Source organism: Lysobacter sp. H21R4, from assembly GCF_015277535.1.
GTDB lineage: Bacteria > Pseudomonadota > Gammaproteobacteria > Xanthomonadales > Xanthomonadaceae > Novilysobacter > Novilysobacter ciconiae.
This window is the reverse complement of record NZ_CP063772.1, coordinates 1886526-1904493: the sequence shown is the minus strand read 5'-3', so window position 1 is coordinate 1904493 and position 17968 is coordinate 1886526. Positions and strand designations below refer to the sequence as shown.

The following is a 17968-nucleotide window of genomic DNA, read 5'->3' as shown; positions in this document are numbered from 1 at the left end:
ACGATAAATGAAGCATCTGATTTTGGCATTCGCCGCCACGTTCGCATTTGGCAGCGCTTTCGCGCAATCCCCGGAGCCGTTGCCGGCCGCCCAGCAGGGTGAAGAAGCCGAGTTCCTGGTTGAGGAGTCCTCACTCCAGCCGGTCGTTGACCCGGCCACGGGCGAGGCGGTCATCGACCCGGCCACTGGCAAGCCGGTCATGAAGACCGCCGACGGCGTTCGCGTGGTCAAGACCTCGGCGGCGGTGTCGCCCGGCGTTATCGCCGCCGCAGCAGGCGGCCTGATCGTCGTCGCCGTTGCCGCCGGTGGTGGCAGCAGCAGCAAGAAGAAAGACCCGCCGTCCAGTCCCTAAGCAGCGCTGGAAAACAAGGCGAAGGCTCCCGGCCGCATGTGCGGCCGGTTCCTTTAGCGGGCAAGCAAAACGGAGCGAAAAAGGTGATGCGGAAGGACGGCGCCGGGGGGACGCCTGATCTCATTGGCGGTGTTGCAGCGGCTTCGCTGCTGGTTGTCGCGATGACATTTGGAGGCGGGCCACGTGGGACGGGCGATGCCGTTGTGCATCTGCTTGCCGTGCCTGCGCTTTGGCTTGGCGTGACGCGATGGCGTCACCATCACGCGAGCGCGTTACAACGGGCAGTGCTTTATCTCCTCCTGGGCGCCATCGCCCTGAGCGCGCTCCAGCTGGTTCCGCTTCCAGCAACCTGGTTCTCTGTCCTCCCGCAGCGTGGCGACGTTATCAGCGACTTGATCGCTACAGGTAGCGCACCAGCGTGGCTTCCCATGACGCTCGACCGCTGGGGCACCGTGCGCAGTCTGGCGGCTCTGGCGACCTTCGGCGCCAGCTGGTTGCTCGCTTCCTCGCTGTCGGTGGATACCCGCGAACGGTTGCTCCAGGTCGCGCTCGTGGGCGCGGCAGCCATGGCACTTCTCGGCTTCGCGCAGGCGGCGGCGGGGAGCCATTCGCCACTGCGGTTCTACGACTACCACCATCCGATGGGTGCCATTGGCACTTTTGCGAACCGCAACCATTTCGGCGACCTGCTCGCGATGCTGCTGCCTTTCTCAATCGCGTTCGGGGTGATGGCGCAGCGCCAGCGGGTACAGGCGCTAGTCTTCCTCTGGTACGGATTAACGGTCGTATTGTTCCTGGCTGCAGCATTGAGCTACTCCCGCACCGGTTTCGCGCTCGCCTGCGTAGCGGTGGTCGCCAGCGTGCTGGTGCTTCGACCGGTTGGCAGACCCGCCGCGCGCACTTCCGTAAAGCACGCCGCCCCATTACTCGCGGGCTTGGCGGGGGTGCTCGCGGTCGGTTATTACGCCTGGGACGGCATCGTCCGGCGGCTGGAACAGGATCCGCTGGAGGACCTGCGTTGGCAGTACGTCCAGCACGGCCTGACGATGGCGCGTGCTTACCTGCCGTGGGGCAGCGGTCTGGGCAGCTTCCGGGATGCGTACGCGCCGTTTGAGCCGGTGGACGCGATGGGTTCGACGCACGCGTTGCATGCCCACAACGACCTGCTGCAAATTGGCGCCGAAGCGGGAGTCCCGGGCCTGCTGTTAGTTCTGGGGTTTGTCGGACTGCTGCTTGTTGCTGCGTGGATATCATTGCGCCGTAACCGCGAACAAGAGGATCCGGTGCTGGGCGCGGCAGCAATCGCTGTATTCGTGCCGCTGGCTCACTCGCTGGTCGACTACCCGCTGCGGACGCTTGCCATCGCGGTCGTGTTTGGCTTGGTGCTGGCGGTGCTGACCGTGGGCAGCCGCCAACAGGGAAGCGTTTGAGCATGGCGTTTTCAGAGTTGCATCGCAGCGGCGGACAGCTTCGCCTCCGCACACCGAGCAAGTACACCGCGCTGTTCAACGTGATGCTTCGCGCGTCCGACCTCGGCGTGCTCGTGTTGACGGGGATGATCGCGTACTGGCTCCGCTTTGAAACACTTGATATTCCATTGGACTACCAGCGCAACATCGCCGCCGGCACGTTATTTGCGGTGCTGGTGTTCAACACCTCTTCGCTGTACCAGAGCTGGCGCGGATCGACATTGAGCGCCGAGTATTTTCGCGCCGCAGGGCTGTGGACGGTCGCATTTGCCGCGGGGTTGCTGTTCGCAGTGGGATTGAAGCTGGCCGGCGATGTGTCGCGTGTCTGGTGGGGCGCCTGGTACGCCGGTGCACTGGTCGGCCTTGGTGGAGTACGCCTGCTTTGTCGCAGCTCCGCCGCACTGGTGCGTCAACAGGGGCTGGATTTGCGCACAGCAGTAGTGGTGGGCGCTACCGCCGAGGCCAGTCGCATCGTGGAAACGCTGAAGCGCGAACGCTGGGCGGGCATCCGGGTGCAGGGCTGGTTCAGCACGCCAGTGGACAACGGTCGCATCGACAGCATTCCGCGCCTTGGGGATATGACGACGCTCGCTGCCTACGTGGAGGAGCGGCGGATCAACCAGGTCTGGATCGCATTGCCGCTGAGCGCGCAATCCCAGATTGATACTGCATTGGCCGCGCTGAGACATTCCACGGCCGACATCAAGCTGGTGCCTGACCTGTTCGGCCTGCGCCTGCTCAACCACAGCATCGGCCAGATTGCCGGCCTGCCGGTCATCCATTTGCGTGACAGCCCGCTCGACGGTTACGGGCACCTGGTCAAGGCGATTGAAGACAAGGTGCTTGCCAGCCTCATCCTCGTGCTGATCGCGCCGCTGCTTGTTTTGATCGCCATCGGCGTCAAGCTGAGCTCGCCGGGCCCCGTGCTGTTCCGCCAGAAGCGTCATGGCCGTGACGGCAAGGTGATCAAGGTGTGGAAATTCCGCAGTATGCGTGTGCACCAGGAGGCGGAAGGCAAGGTCACCCAGGCGCGCAAGCAGGATACCCGGATCACCCCGTTTGGCGCGTTCCTGCGCCGGACCAGCCTGGACGAGCTCCCGCAGTTCTGGAACGTCCTGCAGGGCACCATGTCGATCGTCGGTCCCCGCCCGCACGCCATTGCGCACAATCATGAGTACAAGGAAGTGGTGCAGGACTACATGCAGCGCCACCGGATCAAGCCAGGCATCACCGGGTGGGCCCAAGTCAACGGGCTGCGCGGGGAAACCGACACTGTCGAGAAAATGGCAGCGCGCGTGGAGTACGACCTTTATTACGTGCAGAACTGGTCATTGTGGTTTGACCTTAGGATTATCTTGATTACCGCGATAAAGGGCTTTTTTGATAAGCATGCATACTAGCCTTATAGCTTACGATCAAAGCCGATCTGTCCATACAAAAATTGAATCCTCCAGTTGCCAAAGAATTTTCGTTGTCCGCGTTCCGGAAGATATATTTCGGATTTCAGTCGCCCCAACTAGATAACTTGGCCATGTGCGGTTCCAAAAGAAAAACCATCGGCACTCTTGTGTATTCCAAGGGTCTTTCTTCGGGTAGAGCGCAAATTGTGGTCTTCGGGTTGACTGCCGGAGTTCAAGGTCTCTGTTCACTCCTCTTGGTCCCTATTATCGCGCGCGCCTTAAATCATCACGACCTTTCAATTTGGGCCGTGCTGGAGGCGCTCCTAGTTTTGCTTCCCGGTTTACTTACACTGGGCGCGCACCATCAGCTGCTGAGAATGAGGGCGGATGCGATTAAACAATCCCATACGACGCCATCCTTAATACTTAATGGCTCTGTGGCATCTGTCAGTGTGTTTGCAGTTCTAGCATATATACCGGCATCCTTTGCATTCGGGTTGGGGGTCGCGGCTTTAATCTCGGCTAATCTCCTGCTAGATGGGGCTGCAGTTACTGAGCAGTTTCGAAATCGTGGGCTAAAAAACCCGTTCGGCTATGCACGCGTCACTGCAGGGCGCGCGGCACTCTTCTTGGGTATGGCAGCCATTCTATGGCGTATTAACGGTGAGGTTACCCTACACGGGCTCTTGGTCGTCCGGCTGTTTGCGACATTTTTAGTTCTCTTGCCAAACGCTCCGAGGTGTCGCGGTAGCGGGATTTCATCCGTGCTAGAACGGAGATTTATTGGCGCGGCAAGATACGGAATGCCAATTGCGCTTGCAGCTGCAGCATTGAGCGGAGGGGACGCAATCGAGCGCGCAATTTTGCTGGCGCGAACTTTGGACATTGATGTATCAAATTACTATGTTCACGCACGGTTAGTTGCTGTCCTTAACCTAGGATTGATAACCCCCGTAGCGTTGATATTCCCAAGTTTCCGTAGGAGTATTCTAGATTTAGCTGAGGTGGAGCAGCATCATCAGCTGATCATATTCCAGGTGTTGGTGTTTACCGGAGGCATTGCTCTGGTATTTTTACTTAGTGCCGCGTCGCCGCTATTGGTGCCCCTCGTTGCGCCTAGCATAGTGCCAGATCGTACTTTAATGCTTATGCTGGCACTCGGGGCGCTTATGAAGGGTCTCGGCACGGTTTTTGGGATTGGACTGTACTCTTCAGGTGGCAGCAAGAAGGTGCTAATAGGCGCGTTGGCGTCAATATTACTTGGGAGCTTAATTGGGTACTCGCTTCTAGGGTGGAGCGCAACACGGGGGATGGGCATAGGGTCCCTAGTCTCGGGTGTGGTGTACGTTTTGTGGATTGCAACCAATTCTATGAAGATTCGACGCATTGGCGTGTCCGTTCCAGCTTTAAGCTGGATGATTGCATTGCCGTGCGTAGTTTTGATATACGTCTTAATAAAGGGATCGCAATGAAGATTATATGGATGGCTCTATACTATGGCTTCGTTCAATTTATACCATCGAGTTCGTTTCCCGGATTTTCATACATCCGACCAATTCGCCGCTTCGTGGTGTCAAAGTTCGCCGAAGTTTCCGCTGGCGCAAACATAGAGCGCCGCGCCTACCTGGGTTCAGGCCGGGGTGTAAGTATCGGCATGGGATCGGGCGTCGGCGCTAGAGCGGAAATCCACGGCCCCGTGAGGATCGGAGATTACGTACTAATGGCTCCGGAGGTTATTATATTCTCAAGAAATCATTCGTTTATGGACCGTGACGTTAGAATCTGTGATCAAGGTTATGGTCCCGAGCTACCGGTAGAGATATGTGACGACGTATGGATCGGTGCGCGAGCTATTATCCTTCCAGGACTCGTGATTGGAAAGGGGGCGGTTGTTGGCGCAGGATCTGTTGTAACGAAATCAGTGGCACCATACTCAGTGGTTGCCGGAAACCCAGCAAAAACCGTCAAGATGAGGGGTTGAGCTTTGCGCGTCGCACTAGTGCGGATGCAGCACGTCGCTTCGTCGGAGCCGTACATTGAGTTTGAAAAAAATGTGCTCTATCGATATGAGTGCGTGAGGGTGAGTGATCATAGCGGACAGTTCGGATTTTTCGCCGGGCTATCTTCGCTACTCGGATTTAAGGGCGGTCCATCACTTAATATTGATGTTGTGCACACTCATTTCGGCCCGGACGCGCAGTTTGGGAGTGCGCTCGCGAGCAAGAATGGTGTGGCGCATGTGATTAGCGTTCACGGATTCGACGTTTGTTACGAATGGTTCCGGTTTTTTAAACTGAAGCGATTGCGGTATCTTACGTACGCAGTTAGGCGGCGATTCGTTTTAAGGAGAGCCGATATTGTTTTGTGCTGCTCGGAGTACGTTCGGCGCAAAGCAATCGAATGTGGTGTTTCAGAGGGACGAGCGCAAGTCCATTACTTGGGCGTCGATCTTGAGCTCATAGAAAGGGTTAAAGGTCTCCCTGGTTCCGACCTTGCCAGCCGCGGTGAAATTTATATCTCATGTGTCGGTCGACTAGTTCCTATAAAAGGGCAGGATGTGCTGATAAGGGCTTTGCCAATTATTCGGCGGAAAATTCCAAATGTACGGCTGAATATAGTGGGCGCGGGGCCAACTTTGCCGGGCCTCCGCCGATTGGCACGACAGCTTGGGGTGGGTGAAATCGTTTCGTTTCTAGGTTCGAGAAGCCATTTCGAGTCTCTACAAATTATGAATTCCTCTAGATTAGTCGTTGTCCCTAGTAGGCGCATTGGCAGAGTGGAGGAGGCGTTCGGCCTAGTCGCGGCCGAAGCAATGGCTCTAGGCATCCCCGTGGTCGCGACAGACACCGGCGGCCTGACTGAAGTTCTCGGCGGCGGTAGATTCGGCCGGTTAGTGCCAAGTGATTCCCCAGAGGACATGGCAAAGCAAATAGTTGAATCCCTCCTGTCTACCGATCAATGTCAAATCGACGCAGCGCAAAGGGTCGCGAAAGAATCCTATAACGCAAAGTTGCAAGTAGCTAAGCTCGAGAACATTTTTGATAACGCAATTGAGCGATATCAGGCGAGTTCACAGAAATGCATCTGATGATTAATCGTAATCATTTGTTCGCGTTTGCAATAATTATTTTCGTCGCAACCCAGGGGGTGTTGATAAGTCAGTTTCTCTTTTTAGGCGAATCCACGGGTGATAGCGAAGGCACTCCGATTGCTCAGTTATTCTGGGCGGCGGTATCAGTTCTGCAATTGACGATTGGCGGGATGTTTTTCGCTAAGCACTTTCAATCAGTTAAATCTCGAGGAAAAGAAGTCAATTGCAACGTTAAGCGCCTCGTTGCGTGGGGCTTGGCTTTAGTTGCCTTCTGTTTAATTTCAACGATTTGGTCTGTTAACGGCGAAGTGACATTGAGACGGACGTATTCATTAGGGGCAAATCTCCTATTCGGAATATCTGTTTTTGCCGTGCTGGGAAGGGAGCGGTGGATTCAATCGGTGTTTTTTGCTTGCGCCATTCCAGTTATAGCCTCCCTGCTATTCTACGTTCTCGGCGCGGACTGGGCCAGAATGGAGAACGCTTACGTGGGTGCGGCCAGGGGTGTATACGCTCAGAAGAACGTCTTGGGGATGTATGCTTGGGTGGCGCTCCTGTTTACCATATATATGCGACGATCTGGATCAATATCTTTTAGATTCGCATTTCTAGCAGTAGCATCAAGCGCGCTCAGCATCACCTTCAGTCAGTCGATCACAGCCATGCTATCGAGTGTAGTTGCACTTCTATCCTATTTTCTTGTGCTGACGGTGTCGAGAATGTCAGCTCCGATTCGCGTTGTTACAGTACTGGTGGCGGCGATGTTCGGGTTAGCTATCGTATTGATTACAATAACCGGTGGCGGCATCGATAGTATTCTCGGGCGTGATGTTACTCTTACGGGCCGCACTGAGATATGGAGCTATCTGCAACGGGCTATTGCGGATCGGCCGATACTGGGGTACGGATTCGCCGCGTTTTGGAGAACGGACGAGTACGCCTCGTTCTATGTGTCAAGACTTTTTGGATATGCTGTCTCGCATTCTCACAATGGTTTTCTAGATTTGGCTTTGGATTTGGGTCTTCTGTATGCATCTTTAATTTGTGGCGCCATTATCTTGGCGCTTGGAAGCGTGGTGCGCGCCTTGTTGTTGCTACGCCTTGATGGTGTAGACGCCGTTTTTATCGCACTTTTTCTCGGTCTTTTGTTGACGTCGCTATCCGAACCTGTCTTTCTGATTCATAATTCGTTTGTAACGATCCTATTTTGGGTTTCGTTTGCATATGTTTTTAACCTAAAAGGCAGGTATTCAAGGTGAATTAGTTTGGCCTTTTAGGGTCATTACGTATGCTGTATCGATGGTTCCGCGAGATAATCTGGATGCTAGCTTGTTCTTCGTAGATTTTAATTGGGGTTCTTACTATGGGGGATAATATTACCGCGCGCGCTAACGGGGCGGGTTGGACAAAGTTGGAAACCACGCGACTCGCAGGCATCGATATTTGCACGGCATCTCGCGGCCAATTGGTTGATGCGGCAATGCGCGACTGCGCCATTCGGGACGGAATTCCACCCGGGGGTGTTAGTCCGAGGCTGGTTTTTGACGCGAATGGCCACGGCGTTTCTCTCTATTCTTCATCATCGCAGTTTGCCGATTTGATGGCTCAAGCCGATCTCATTCACGCCGATGGAGGATTTTTAGTGGCTGTCTCTAGATGGCTCGGTTCGGCTGCGATCGCGGAGCGCAGCGCCACTACTGATCTGATACATGATATCGCGAAGGCCGCGGTTTCGGCTGACCGGTCCTTCTATCTGTTAGGGGGTACCGAAGAGATTAACAGGGCTTGTGCTAGCGAGTTGAGCAGGATTTACCCAGGGCTGCGAATTGCCGGTAGGCGGGACGGTTACTTCTCGTTAGACGAGGAGGGTGATGTCGTGGCAGAGATAAACAAGTCGGGCGCCGATATAGTTTGGGTGGGTCTCGGGAAGCCGCTCGAACAGGCCTTCAGTGTGCGCAATAGAGCTCAAATGAATTCCGCTTGGGTAGTGACGTGTGGGGGGTGCTTCAATTATATTACGGGCGCGTATAGTCGTGCGCCGCTTTGGATGCAGAATGCGAATATTGAGTGGGTTTATCGGATGGTTACCAATCCTCGGCAGCTACTTATCAGATACCTCACCACAACTCCCCATGCGCTGTGGCTGGTCATTAAGCATGCGTGGTATGCAGGTCGCAATAGACGATGAGGTCTGACATCGAAACGCTAAGCAGCGATAATGGGTGTTGTGTGGATATACATGGCTGGAGTTCTAAAGAACCATTTTTTAGCATTATTATACCGTGTTACAATCGGGCCGCCGAGGTACAGGCCTCGTTGAATTCAGTGCTCGCCCAAACGTTCTCAGATTTTGAGTGCATCATCGTCGATGATGGTTCTGAAGATAGCGACATGCTGCGTTCTCAAGTGGATTCGCTTGAAGATTCCAGATTCGTTTATTTATGGCAGCGAAACGGTGGGGGCGGTGCGGCCCGGAACACTGGAATCATAGCCGCCCGTGGAAAGTATGTTGCATTTCTGGATTCAGATGACGCCTTCTTACCCGAGAAGCTGCAGATTGTTAGTCATTATCTTGAGTCCACCGGCGCTCAGGCCGTTTATTCAAGAGCGTATGTGGACCGTGGTGTGGGGGGTCGATTGTGGGTTCGGCCGGATAGGGGTATCGGAGTTGATGAGGATATGGGGGAGTATCTATTTGTTAGCAATCAATTTGTGCCAACTCCCACAATCGTGATGAGAACACTCCTGGCAAGACAAATTCTTTTTGACCCATCCCTTAGAAAGGGACAGGATTTAGATTTCTGTTTGCGAGCACACCATCTGGGTGTGCGATTTGAAATGATAGATAAGCCCCTTATAGTTTGGGTGGATGCACTCGAAGCTGGTCGCGCCTCTAGGCACTCCGGCGCGCTTGCACCTTCGGAATGGTTGAGACGTTCCACCCCATTAATGACGGCAAAAGCTAAATTGGGCTATAGGGCGACGGTCTTAGCCTATTACCAGCCGAAGTGGAAGTTTTGGCTGGTTTTATGGGATTTGTCGATGGCCATTTTTGTCGCCGGAGTACCCCTTCGAATCGTTGTGCGCCAATGGTTAAGATTTCTCTTGCCACGGAGCGCATATCGCAAGTTGGCGAACTCCATCGTACTAATCCGGGGAGTGAAACGCCAGTATTGAGGGTTAGGTGTCGATGATCATCCTTGGGTTAGGTTGCTGCGTTGGTTGGTAATCTTCTGTTTTAGGTGACATCTTTTTCGTTGTAAAGAATGTTTAATCCTTCACGCCTAATTCGCCGGTCGCTGTTTTTGGCAAAGAAGCCGGCGCGCTCAGGATGTGTATCTCGATCCGTGAGAGACTTCGTCCCCTTATTCTCAGTCGCGTTTTTGTCTGAAAGGTCGAGAGCTATGGGGGTGGATGGAGAGTGTTGGCGTACAGTTATCCCCACCAATACCTTTTCGGTGACGACCTAAATGCACGTTTTGATTTGCGGCGGTGCCGGTTATATCGGTAGCCATATGGCCCGATTTCTCGTCGCTCGCAGTGTTTCGGTTACAACGCTAGATAATCTATCGACCGGGCACCGCGAGGCCGTTCAAGGGGGTGAGCTGGTGGAGGCGGATTTGCTTGACCCTGCGTCCATAGAAAGGGCGCTCGGCGGCCGTCGGTTTGATGCAGCGATGCATTTTTGCGCGCGCTCGCTGGTCGGCGAGTCAGTTAGCCAGCCCTATGCGTACTACGCCAATAACGTCAGCGGCACGCTAAACCTGCTGGAAGCAATGCGCCGGCATGGAATTGGCAAACTGGTGTTTTCATCGACGGCAGCAGTGTTCGGCCAACCGGAGAGGGAGCGGATTGACGAGGACCATCCAAAGGCACCAATCAACCCCTATGGCGCCAGCAAGCTGATGGTCGAGCGCATTCTTGCCGATGCGTCGTCGGCCTATGGCCTGCGCTCGGTGGCGCTGCGTTACTTCAATGCCGCCGGCGCTAGTGACGATGCGTGCATTGGCGAGTCGCACCAGCCGGAGACGCATCTGATTCCGAACGTGCTGCGCGCCGCGCTTGGCACCGGGCCGGCGCTGAAGGTGTTCGGTGACGACTACCCGACGCCCGATGGCACCTGCGTGCGCGATTACGTCCATGTTGACGACCTGGCCCAGGCACATCAACTGGCGCTCGACTATATGGATCGCCATGACGGCGCCCACGCGTTCAATCTCGGCAACGGCAAGGGGTTTTCGGTGCGCGAGGTGATCGATGCTGCAAAGGCCGCCACCGGCCGGGAGATCCGCTACGAGGTTGCGCCGCGCCGACCGGGCGATCCGGCGGTGCTGGTTGCATCAAGTGAGAAGGCGCGTCGCGAGCTCGGCTGGGTGCCTGCCCATACCGATCTGGCTCCGATCATCGAAAGCGCCTGGCGCTGGCATCAAACACAGTCGTACTGACAGTGCATTCAAAGGGAATTAAATGAAGAATCAGCGCATCCGCAAAGCGGTATTTCCTGTGGCCGGTCTGGGAACCCGCTTCCTGCCGGCGACCAAGACCGTGCCCAAGGAAATGATGCCGATTGTCGACCGTCCGCTGATCCAGTACGCGGTTGACGAGGCCGTCGAGGCCGGTTGCGACACGCTGGTGTTCGTGACCAACCGCTACAAGCACTCGGTGGCGGACTATTTCGACAAGGCCTACGAGCTGGAGCACAAGCTGGAGAAAGCCGGCAAGATCGCGCAGCTGGAGTTGATCCGCGATGTGCTGCCCAAGGGCGTGCGTGCGGTCTTTGTGACCCAGGCTGAAGCGTTGGGGCTTGGCCATGCGGTCTTGTGCGCCCGGGCTGCGGTGGGGGATGAGCCGTTTGCGGTGGTGTTGCCCGACGACCTGATCTGGCACCGCAACGGGGCTGGCGCGCTGAGTCAGATAGCCGACCTGGCTGAGCAGAGCGGCAGCAGCGTGATTGCCGTAGAGGATGTCCCGCGCGCGATGACCGGCAGCTACGGCATCGTGGATGCACCGAGCTTTGACAACCGCCACGGCGGCATCGCGTCGATGGTGGAAAAGCCCGCCCCCGGCGTCGCCCCGAGCACGCTGGCGGTAGTCGGTCGCTATGTGCTGGACGCACGGATATTCGACCTGCTGGAGGGACTTGCACCCGGCAAGGACAGCGAGATCCAGCTGACGGATGCGATATCGCAGTTGCTGCCGATCCATCCGGTGCTGGCATACCGTTTCCAAGGCACGCGCTTCGACTGCGGCACCCACCTGGGCCTGATCGAGGCGACCATCCGATTCGCGTTGGACCACGAGGCCCTCAGCGCCGCGACCGTCGTTGCCATGCAGCAGGCGCTGGCCGAGATGGGTGTGGTGGAGCATTGATGCGACGGCATTCATGACCCTCACTGATGGCGTGCTGCTGGCGCTCGCCGTGGGCGTCAGCCTGTGGCTGGGGCGGGGGAGCGGACGGCGGCCCGGCCGGGCGTTGCTGGTGATGTCGGCACTGGCGATCTCGGCGTTGCTGTTCCTGCCGACCGCATGGCTGCAGACCGCAGCCGGCCCAGGCGGGATGGCGTCGCTGGAGGCCATCGCGGCGCGCGTGTCGTGGGACCTGTCGGATGCGGTCCATTTCTTGATCTTTGTCTGGCTCGCGCTGCTGCTACGCCTCCTGCGCCGCGATCTACGCGGATGGCTCGGGATAGCCGTGTTGCTGGTATTGGCCGTGGCGGCAGAGTTGAGTCAAGGGCTGACCTCCGCGCGTGAGGTGCGTCTAGATGACGTGTGCATCAATGTGTTCGCCGCCGGTACCGGACTGCTCCTGGCGGAGGTGACATTCGCGGCTCGCAAGCTTTTGGAAAGGACTCGGCGTTGAATCGGCTTGACGCCTATTTTGGTATGGAGTTGTCTTTAGCTGCGTCATAATTGGTCCGGCCGCATGTTGCTCCGGAATATGTTTCTTTGGGAATTTAATAATGCAACCTCATTTTTCGCAGGAGATGGTCCACATTGCCATCGTGGGTCTGGGGTATGTCGGCCTGCCACTGGCAGTGGAGTTCGGCAAGCAGTACCGGACGGTCGGCTTCGATACCAACGCCGGACGGGTCGACGCGCTGGCAGCGGGCCACGACAGCACCCTGGAGGTGGAACCGGAGCTGCTGGCATCGGCCACCCGGTTGCGCTTCACCACGAGGCTGGAAGACATCGCCTCCTGCAATGTCTACATCGTCACTGTGCCCACGCCTATTGACTCAGCCAAACGGCCCGACCTGACGCCCCTGATCGCGGCCAGCGAAGCGATTGGCAGCGTCCTGCGCGACGGCGATACGGTGATCTACGAGTCGACCGTTTACCCCGGCTGCACCGAGGAGGTCTGCGTGCCGATCCTGGAGCGTTTGTCCGGGCTGCGGTTCGCCAGCGATTGCCGCGCCGACACGGGGGCGACGAACGGTGGCGGGGTCTTCTACGCGGGCTACTCACCCGAGCGCATCAACCCGGGCGACAAGGCGCATCGGGTGACCAACATTCTCAAGGTCACTTCGGGATCCACGCCCGAAGCGGCGGACTTCATCGACGCGCTGTACGCGAGCGTCATCACCGCGGGCACCCACAAGGCCAGCTGCATCAAGGTGGCCGAGGCCGCCAAAGTGATCGAGAACACCCAGCGCGACCTCAACATCGCGCTGGTCAATGATCTTGCGATCCTGTTCAACAAACTCGGCATCGACACGCTTGAGGTTCTGGAAGCGGCCGGGACGAAGTGGAACTTCCTGCCGTTCCGGCCCGGGCTCGTGGGCGGCCATTGCATCAGCGTGGATCCGTATTACCTGACACACAAAGCCCAGGAAGTCGGCCATCACCCCGACGTCATCCTCGCCGGACGCCGCACCAACGACGGCATGGGCGCGTATGTGGCCAGCGAAGTGATCCGCCTGCTGGTCCACAAGGGCATCAATCCGGTGCGCGCGCGCATCCTGATCCTCGGACTGGCGTTCAAGGAAAACTGCCCGGACCTGCGCAACACGCGCGTGGTGGACATCGTTGCCGGCCTCAAGGGGTACAACGCCCAGGTCGACATCTGCGACCCCTGGGTCGACGCCGCGCACGCACTGGAAGAATACGGTTTGGTGATGGTCGCCCCGGAGCACGGCACCTACGACGCGATGATCGTCGCGGTAGGCCATGACGAGTTCCGCGAGCTGGGAGCGGACGGGATCCGCGCATTTGGCAAGCTCGACTCGGTCATCTATGACGTGAAGTACGTGTTGCCGCGGGAGGCGGTGGACGGTCGGCTGTAGCGGATGGGCGTTTAAGGAAAGCGTCACCGCCAAAGTGCGACACAGTTCCATTGCGTATGGAACGTGCTAGCTTCCACCTGCGGGCATCAAGCGCGGCTTTTGTGACCGGAGTCCCCCACGTCCGGTCAGCTGCAGGGGCGTCCCGCGCCACTGTTTTTTATTGCTACCCATCCGGGAGGGGACACCATGGAAGTAGTTCAGCCAGCACGCGCATTGCTCGGCGTCGCGGTTCTGTCGGCTTTGGCCTCGCTGGCCTCTGCGCCGGCTACGGCGCAGGAAGTCCGCGGGGATGCGCCGGAGCAGCGCGCCACCACGCTTTCGGGCATCACGGTTACCGCGCAGAAGCGCGAGGAAGCGCTGCAGGACGTACCGATCGTGATCAACGTGCTCGACGAGCAGTTGCTGCAGGACAGCGGCGTCCACGACATCAAGGACATGCAGGTGCTGGTGCCCGGCCTGACGGTGACCAGCACGCAGAGTGCGGCGCAGACCACCGCGCGCATCCGCGGCATCGGCACGGTGGGCGACAACGCGGGCCTGGAGTCCTCGGTCGGCATAGTCATCGACGGCGTGTACCGCTCGCGCAACAGCGTCGGTTTTGGCGACCTGGGCGAGGTGGAACGCATCGAGGTGCTGAAGGGCCCGCAGGGCACGGTGTTCGGCAAGAACACCTCCGCCGGCGTGATCAACGTGATCACCCGCCGCCCCAGCTACACCCAGAGCGCGGAGGGCGAGATCACCGTCGGCAACTACGGCCTGTTCGGTGTATCCGGTGCCTACAACGATGCGCTGGGCGAGAACGCGGCGTTCCGCGTGTTTGCCAGCAAGCGCAAGCGCGACGGCGTGGACGACGTCAGGTTCGGCGCCGGTCCGCGCACCGAGGACGACGACGGCAACCAGAACTACCACACCTTCCGCGGCCAGCTGCTGCTGGAGCCGACGGACAACCTGTCGATCAACTTCGTCGGGGATTTCAGCAGCCGCGAGGAAAACTGCTGCATCACCGTGACCACCGATCGTGGGCCGACCGCCGCGATCATCAACGCGCTGACCCCGGGCGGGGAGGGAGTGATCCCGGTCGTGGACCTGGACCGCCGGCTGGGCTACGCCAACCGCTCCACCAGCCAGGACCTGAAGGACAAGGGCGTGGCGATGAACATCGACTGGGTGTCGCCGTGGGCCAACGGCGCGACCATCAGCTCGATCACATCGATGCGCGACTGGAAGGCCATCAACGGCCTGGACTTCGACTACAGCGCCGCCGACATCCTCTACCGCGCGCCGGACGAGGACGAGTCGCTGACCCAGTTCGAGACCTTCAGCCAGGAACTGCGCATGACCGGTTCCAGCGACCGGGTGGACTGGATGGTCGGGCTGTTCTATTCCGACGAGGACCTGACCCGCAACGACTCCTACCGCTTTGGTCCGGCCTATGAGCCTTACCTGTCCACGCTGGTCGGCAGTCAGGTGCTTGGCGGGGTTGCGGCGCAGCTGGCACCGCTGGGGCTGACGGTGGACCAGTCCAACCCGGCGCTGTTCCTGTCGCAGGTGAGCGGCCAGCCCTTTGGCACGAACTTCCGCGGCCTGGGCTCGCTGGACGAGCACCGCCAGAACGCCAAGAGCACGGCGATCTTCACCAACAACACCTTCCACGCCACCGACCAGCTGGATATCACCGTGGGCCTGCGCTACACCCACGAGAAGAAGAAGCTGCACACCCTCTACGACAACCCCAACGGCAGCGCGGCGTGCGGGGCGACGCTGGCCAACCCGGCGGCGCGTGTCGCCGGTGCGCTGGCCGGACGCATCAACGGGTTCGGCAGCCTGCCGCCGGCGCTGCAGCAGCAGTTGCTGGCCGGCCTGGTGCCCGCGGTTGCGCCCTCCATCGCCGGTTACATGTGCCTGCCGTGGGCCAACATCGCCCACGACGGCCGCGACGTCACCCAGTCGCGCACCGAGAAGGAGTGGTCGGGCACGTTCAAGCTGGCCTACAAGTGGTCCGACGACGTGATGACCTACGGCTCGGCCGCACGCGGCTACAAGGCCGGCGGCTTCAACCTGGACCGCGTGCAATCGGCCAACGGGCTGTCCAGCGGCGTGCAGGGCATCACCCCGGTGGATGACACGTCCTTCCCGGGCGAGTTCGTGGACAGCTACGAGTTGGGCCTGAAGACCAACTGGATGGAGGGCAACCTGCTGTTCAACGCGGCGCTGTTCTACCAGAAGTACAGCGACTTCCAGCTCAACAGCTTCCTGGGCACCAGCTTCGTGGTGCGCTCGATCCCCGAGGTGGTGTCGCAGGGCGTCGAGGCCGACGTCATGTGGCAGACCGCCATGCGCGGGCTGACCATGCAGGGCGGCCTGACCTACGCCCAGACCGAGTATGGGAACGACCTGCTGCCCGACCCGGACCTGGCGCTGCTGCCTAGCAACACCATGAGCTTCGCCCCGCGCTGGTCGGGCAACGCCTCGGTGACGTATGAGTGGGACATGGGCGCCGATCTGCTGGGCCGCTTCAACATCGGCGGCAAGTACATGTCCAAGTTCAACACCGGCTCGGACCTGGACCCGCAGAAGATGCAGGACGGCTTCGGCCTGGTGAATGCACGCCTGGGCCTGGGCCGGCAGGACAAGCGCTGGATGGTCGAGGTGTGGGGCCAAAACCTGACCAACGAGACCTACAAGCAGGTCGGCATCGACGCGCCGATCCAGCCCGGCTCGTGGAACGCGTTCCTGGGCGCGCCGCGGATGTACGGCGTGACCTTGCGCGTGCGCTACTGATCTGCGGGTAATGCGCCGCCGCCTGCAGCGATGCGGGCGGCGGTTTTTTTTGCCGGTTCGCTTGCGCGCGTGCGACCGGGGCTTGGCTCAGCGCGCCGAGAGCAGCCTGCTGCCCGGCGGCTCGACCATCGCGGCTGTTGCCAGCTCGACCCTATTGCGGCCGTTGCGCTTGGCCTGGTACATCGCCGCGTCGGCGCGTGCCAGGACGCGTTCGTAGTCCGGATGGCCGTCGTGTACTGCCACGCCGATGCTGGCGGTGACCGGGACCTTGCTGCCGTCGCTCATCGTCACCGGTGACGCGGCGATGCGCTCGCGCAGCTCGTCGGCGATCGCCACCGCCTGATCCGCGCTCACCGAGCCGAGCACCATCACGAACTCCTCGCCGCCGAAGCGGAACAGGTAATCGCTGCTGCGCGTGTGCTGGGCGAGGTTGGCGGCCACGTGCTGCAGGGCCCGGTCGCCGCCGTCGTGGCCGTGTGCGTCGTTGATCGCCTTGAAGTGGTCCAGGTCCAGCAGCAGCACCGAGAACCCGCCGGAGGACTCACTGGCCAGCGCCACCTCGCGCCGCAATACGGTCGGCAGGAACCGCCGGTTGAGCAGGCTGGTGAGCGCGTCGCGACCGGCCTCCAACGCGCCGATGTTGTCGAACAGCATGCCGATCAGCGCGCGTGTCTGGGCCAGCTGCGCGCGGATGGACGGCAGCGACGTCGACGGATTTTCCCCGGGACTGCTGACCAGATCATCGATGGAGGCGATCAGCGCCGACACCTGCCGCGTCTCCGCGGTGTCGCCGAAACTGGGCAGGCCCTTGTGGCTGAACCACAGGCCGAACTCGGACTGGGCGAGCTGCGGCGCTGTGCCAACGTCGACCGGGGCGCTGGCGTACCGGTAGAGCAGGGCGTTCTCCCAGTCCAGAAGCAGGGCGCGCTGGCGCTCGCGCTCGGTGCCGATGTTCTGGATCAGCGAGAACATCCGGTACGACGCGTCCAGCCGGGTCGAGCGCTCGCGGGCAACGGAGTAGGCGTGGCTCATCATCTCCAGCGCCAGGTCGAACAGGTCGCTGACCAGCGCGATGGTGGCGCTGGCCAACGGCGGCGGCGCGACATTGATGATGTGCCGGTACAGCTGGTGCTTGAGCATGCGCGTGCCGCGGATCACCAGGTCCACCGGGATGCCAATCCGTGCGTGCACGTCGCCGATCAGGCGCTGCTCGGCGATCTGCGCGTCCACGTCGTCAGGGCCGGAGGTCAGCAGGTTGGTTATCCAGCGCAGCATCGAGGGTTTGAGCCGGCTCTGCACCTGCTCGGACGACAGGAAGCGGCTGGCGCGCGGGTCATCCAGCATCCCGGCATAGAAGTGCTCGGCCAGCGACGGCGGCGCGGAATGCGCCAGTTCGCGCAGCAGCGCCACCTGTTCCGGCGCCACGTCGTCGAGCAATGCATGCCAGGCGTCTGCGACCTGGGTGTCCTGCACCGTGGTCGCGGTGGAGCTGCGGGTCGAGGATGTGTTCATCATGGCGCGCGTGGAAAGGTCCGCCATTGTCCTTTAAAGGGTCGAGCGAATCATCGTGACGCAGGTGGGCGGTATAGTGC

At 59.5% G+C, this 17968-nt stretch carries 14 protein-coding genes; 13 read left to right on the top strand and 1 reads right to left on the bottom strand.

What is annotated here, in order from left to right; all coding sequences use genetic code 11:
- Positions 1–7 precede the first annotated feature (7 nt).
- The 13 genes from INQ40_RS08630 (at position 8) to INQ40_RS08565 (ending at position 16376) form a co-directional block, all read left to right on the top strand.
- On the top strand, positions 8–352 hold the full coding sequence (locus INQ40_RS08630) for a hypothetical protein (RefSeq protein WP_194340117.1): 345 nt from the start codon (positions 8–10) through the stop codon (positions 350–352).
- 86 nt (positions 353–438) lie between these two features.
- Positions 439–1782 carry an O-antigen ligase family protein gene (locus INQ40_RS08625; RefSeq protein ID WP_228481972.1) on the top strand — a complete coding sequence of 448 codons (1344 nt, stop codon included), beginning with the start codon at positions 439–441 and terminating at the stop codon, positions 1780–1782.
- A gap of 2 nt (positions 1783–1784) precedes the next feature.
- Positions 1785–3221 carry an undecaprenyl-phosphate glucose phosphotransferase gene (locus tag INQ40_RS08620; protein WP_228481971.1) on the top strand — a complete coding sequence of 479 codons (1437 nt, stop codon included), beginning with the start codon at positions 1785–1787 and terminating at the stop codon, positions 3219–3221.
- An 803-nt stretch (positions 3222–4024) separates the two neighbouring features.
- Positions 4025–4693, top strand: coding sequence for a hypothetical protein (locus INQ40_RS13070; RefSeq protein WP_228481970.1), 669 nt, complete (start codon positions 4025–4027; stop codon positions 4691–4693).
- A complete protein-coding gene (locus tag INQ40_RS13155; protein WP_194340114.1) occupies positions 4690–5202 on the top strand; it encodes an acyltransferase in 513 nt (170 codons plus the stop codon). The genes INQ40_RS13070 and INQ40_RS13155 overlap by 4 nt, the downstream gene beginning before the upstream one ends.
- Positions 5203–6299: 1097 nt before the next feature.
- A complete protein-coding gene (locus tag INQ40_RS08600) occupies positions 6300–7571 on the top strand; it encodes an O-antigen ligase family protein (protein WP_194340112.1) in 1272 nt (423 codons plus the stop codon).
- A gap of 104 nt (positions 7572–7675) precedes the next feature.
- Positions 7676–8500 (top strand): WecB/TagA/CpsF family glycosyltransferase, encoded by an 825-nt coding sequence (locus INQ40_RS08595; protein WP_194340111.1) that lies wholly within the window; start codon positions 7676–7678, stop codon positions 8498–8500.
- Positions 8497–9489 carry a glycosyltransferase family 2 protein gene (locus INQ40_RS08590; protein WP_194340110.1) on the top strand — a complete coding sequence of 331 codons (993 nt, stop codon included), beginning with the start codon at positions 8497–8499 and terminating at the stop codon, positions 9487–9489. The genes INQ40_RS08595 and INQ40_RS08590 overlap by 4 nt, the downstream gene beginning before the upstream one ends.
- A gap of 293 nt (positions 9490–9782) precedes the next feature.
- Positions 9783–10757, top strand: a complete 975-nt coding sequence (gene galE / locus INQ40_RS08585; RefSeq protein WP_194340109.1) for a UDP-glucose 4-epimerase GalE — start codon at positions 9783–9785, stop codon at positions 10755–10757.
- A gap of 22 nt (positions 10758–10779) precedes the next feature.
- Complete coding sequence (galU, locus tag INQ40_RS08580; protein WP_194340108.1) at positions 10780–11682, top strand: UTP--glucose-1-phosphate uridylyltransferase GalU; 903 nt, start codon at positions 10780–10782, stop codon at positions 11680–11682.
- A 13-nt stretch (positions 11683–11695) separates the two neighbouring features.
- Positions 11696–12172 carry a VanZ family protein gene (locus tag INQ40_RS08575; protein ID WP_194340107.1) on the top strand — a complete coding sequence of 159 codons (477 nt, stop codon included), beginning with the start codon at positions 11696–11698 and terminating at the stop codon, positions 12170–12172.
- A 100-nt stretch (positions 12173–12272) separates the two neighbouring features.
- On the top strand, positions 12273–13595 hold the full coding sequence (gene tviB / locus INQ40_RS08570) for a Vi polysaccharide biosynthesis UDP-N-acetylglucosamine C-6 dehydrogenase TviB (RefSeq protein ID WP_194340106.1): 1323 nt from the start codon (positions 12273–12275) through the stop codon (positions 13593–13595).
- A gap of 186 nt (positions 13596–13781) precedes the next feature.
- Positions 13782–16376 carry a TonB-dependent receptor gene (locus INQ40_RS08565; protein WP_194340105.1) on the top strand — a complete coding sequence of 865 codons (2595 nt, stop codon included), beginning with the start codon at positions 13782–13784 and terminating at the stop codon, positions 16374–16376.
- An 87-nt stretch (positions 16377–16463) separates the two neighbouring features.
- On the opposite strand, the gene INQ40_RS08560 is transcribed toward INQ40_RS08565, so the two are convergent.
- On the bottom strand, positions 16464–17891 hold the full coding sequence (locus INQ40_RS08560; RefSeq protein ID WP_228481969.1) for a diguanylate cyclase: 1428 nt from the start codon (positions 17889–17891) through the stop codon (positions 16464–16466).
- Between the last annotated feature and the right edge of the window lie 77 nt (positions 17892–17968).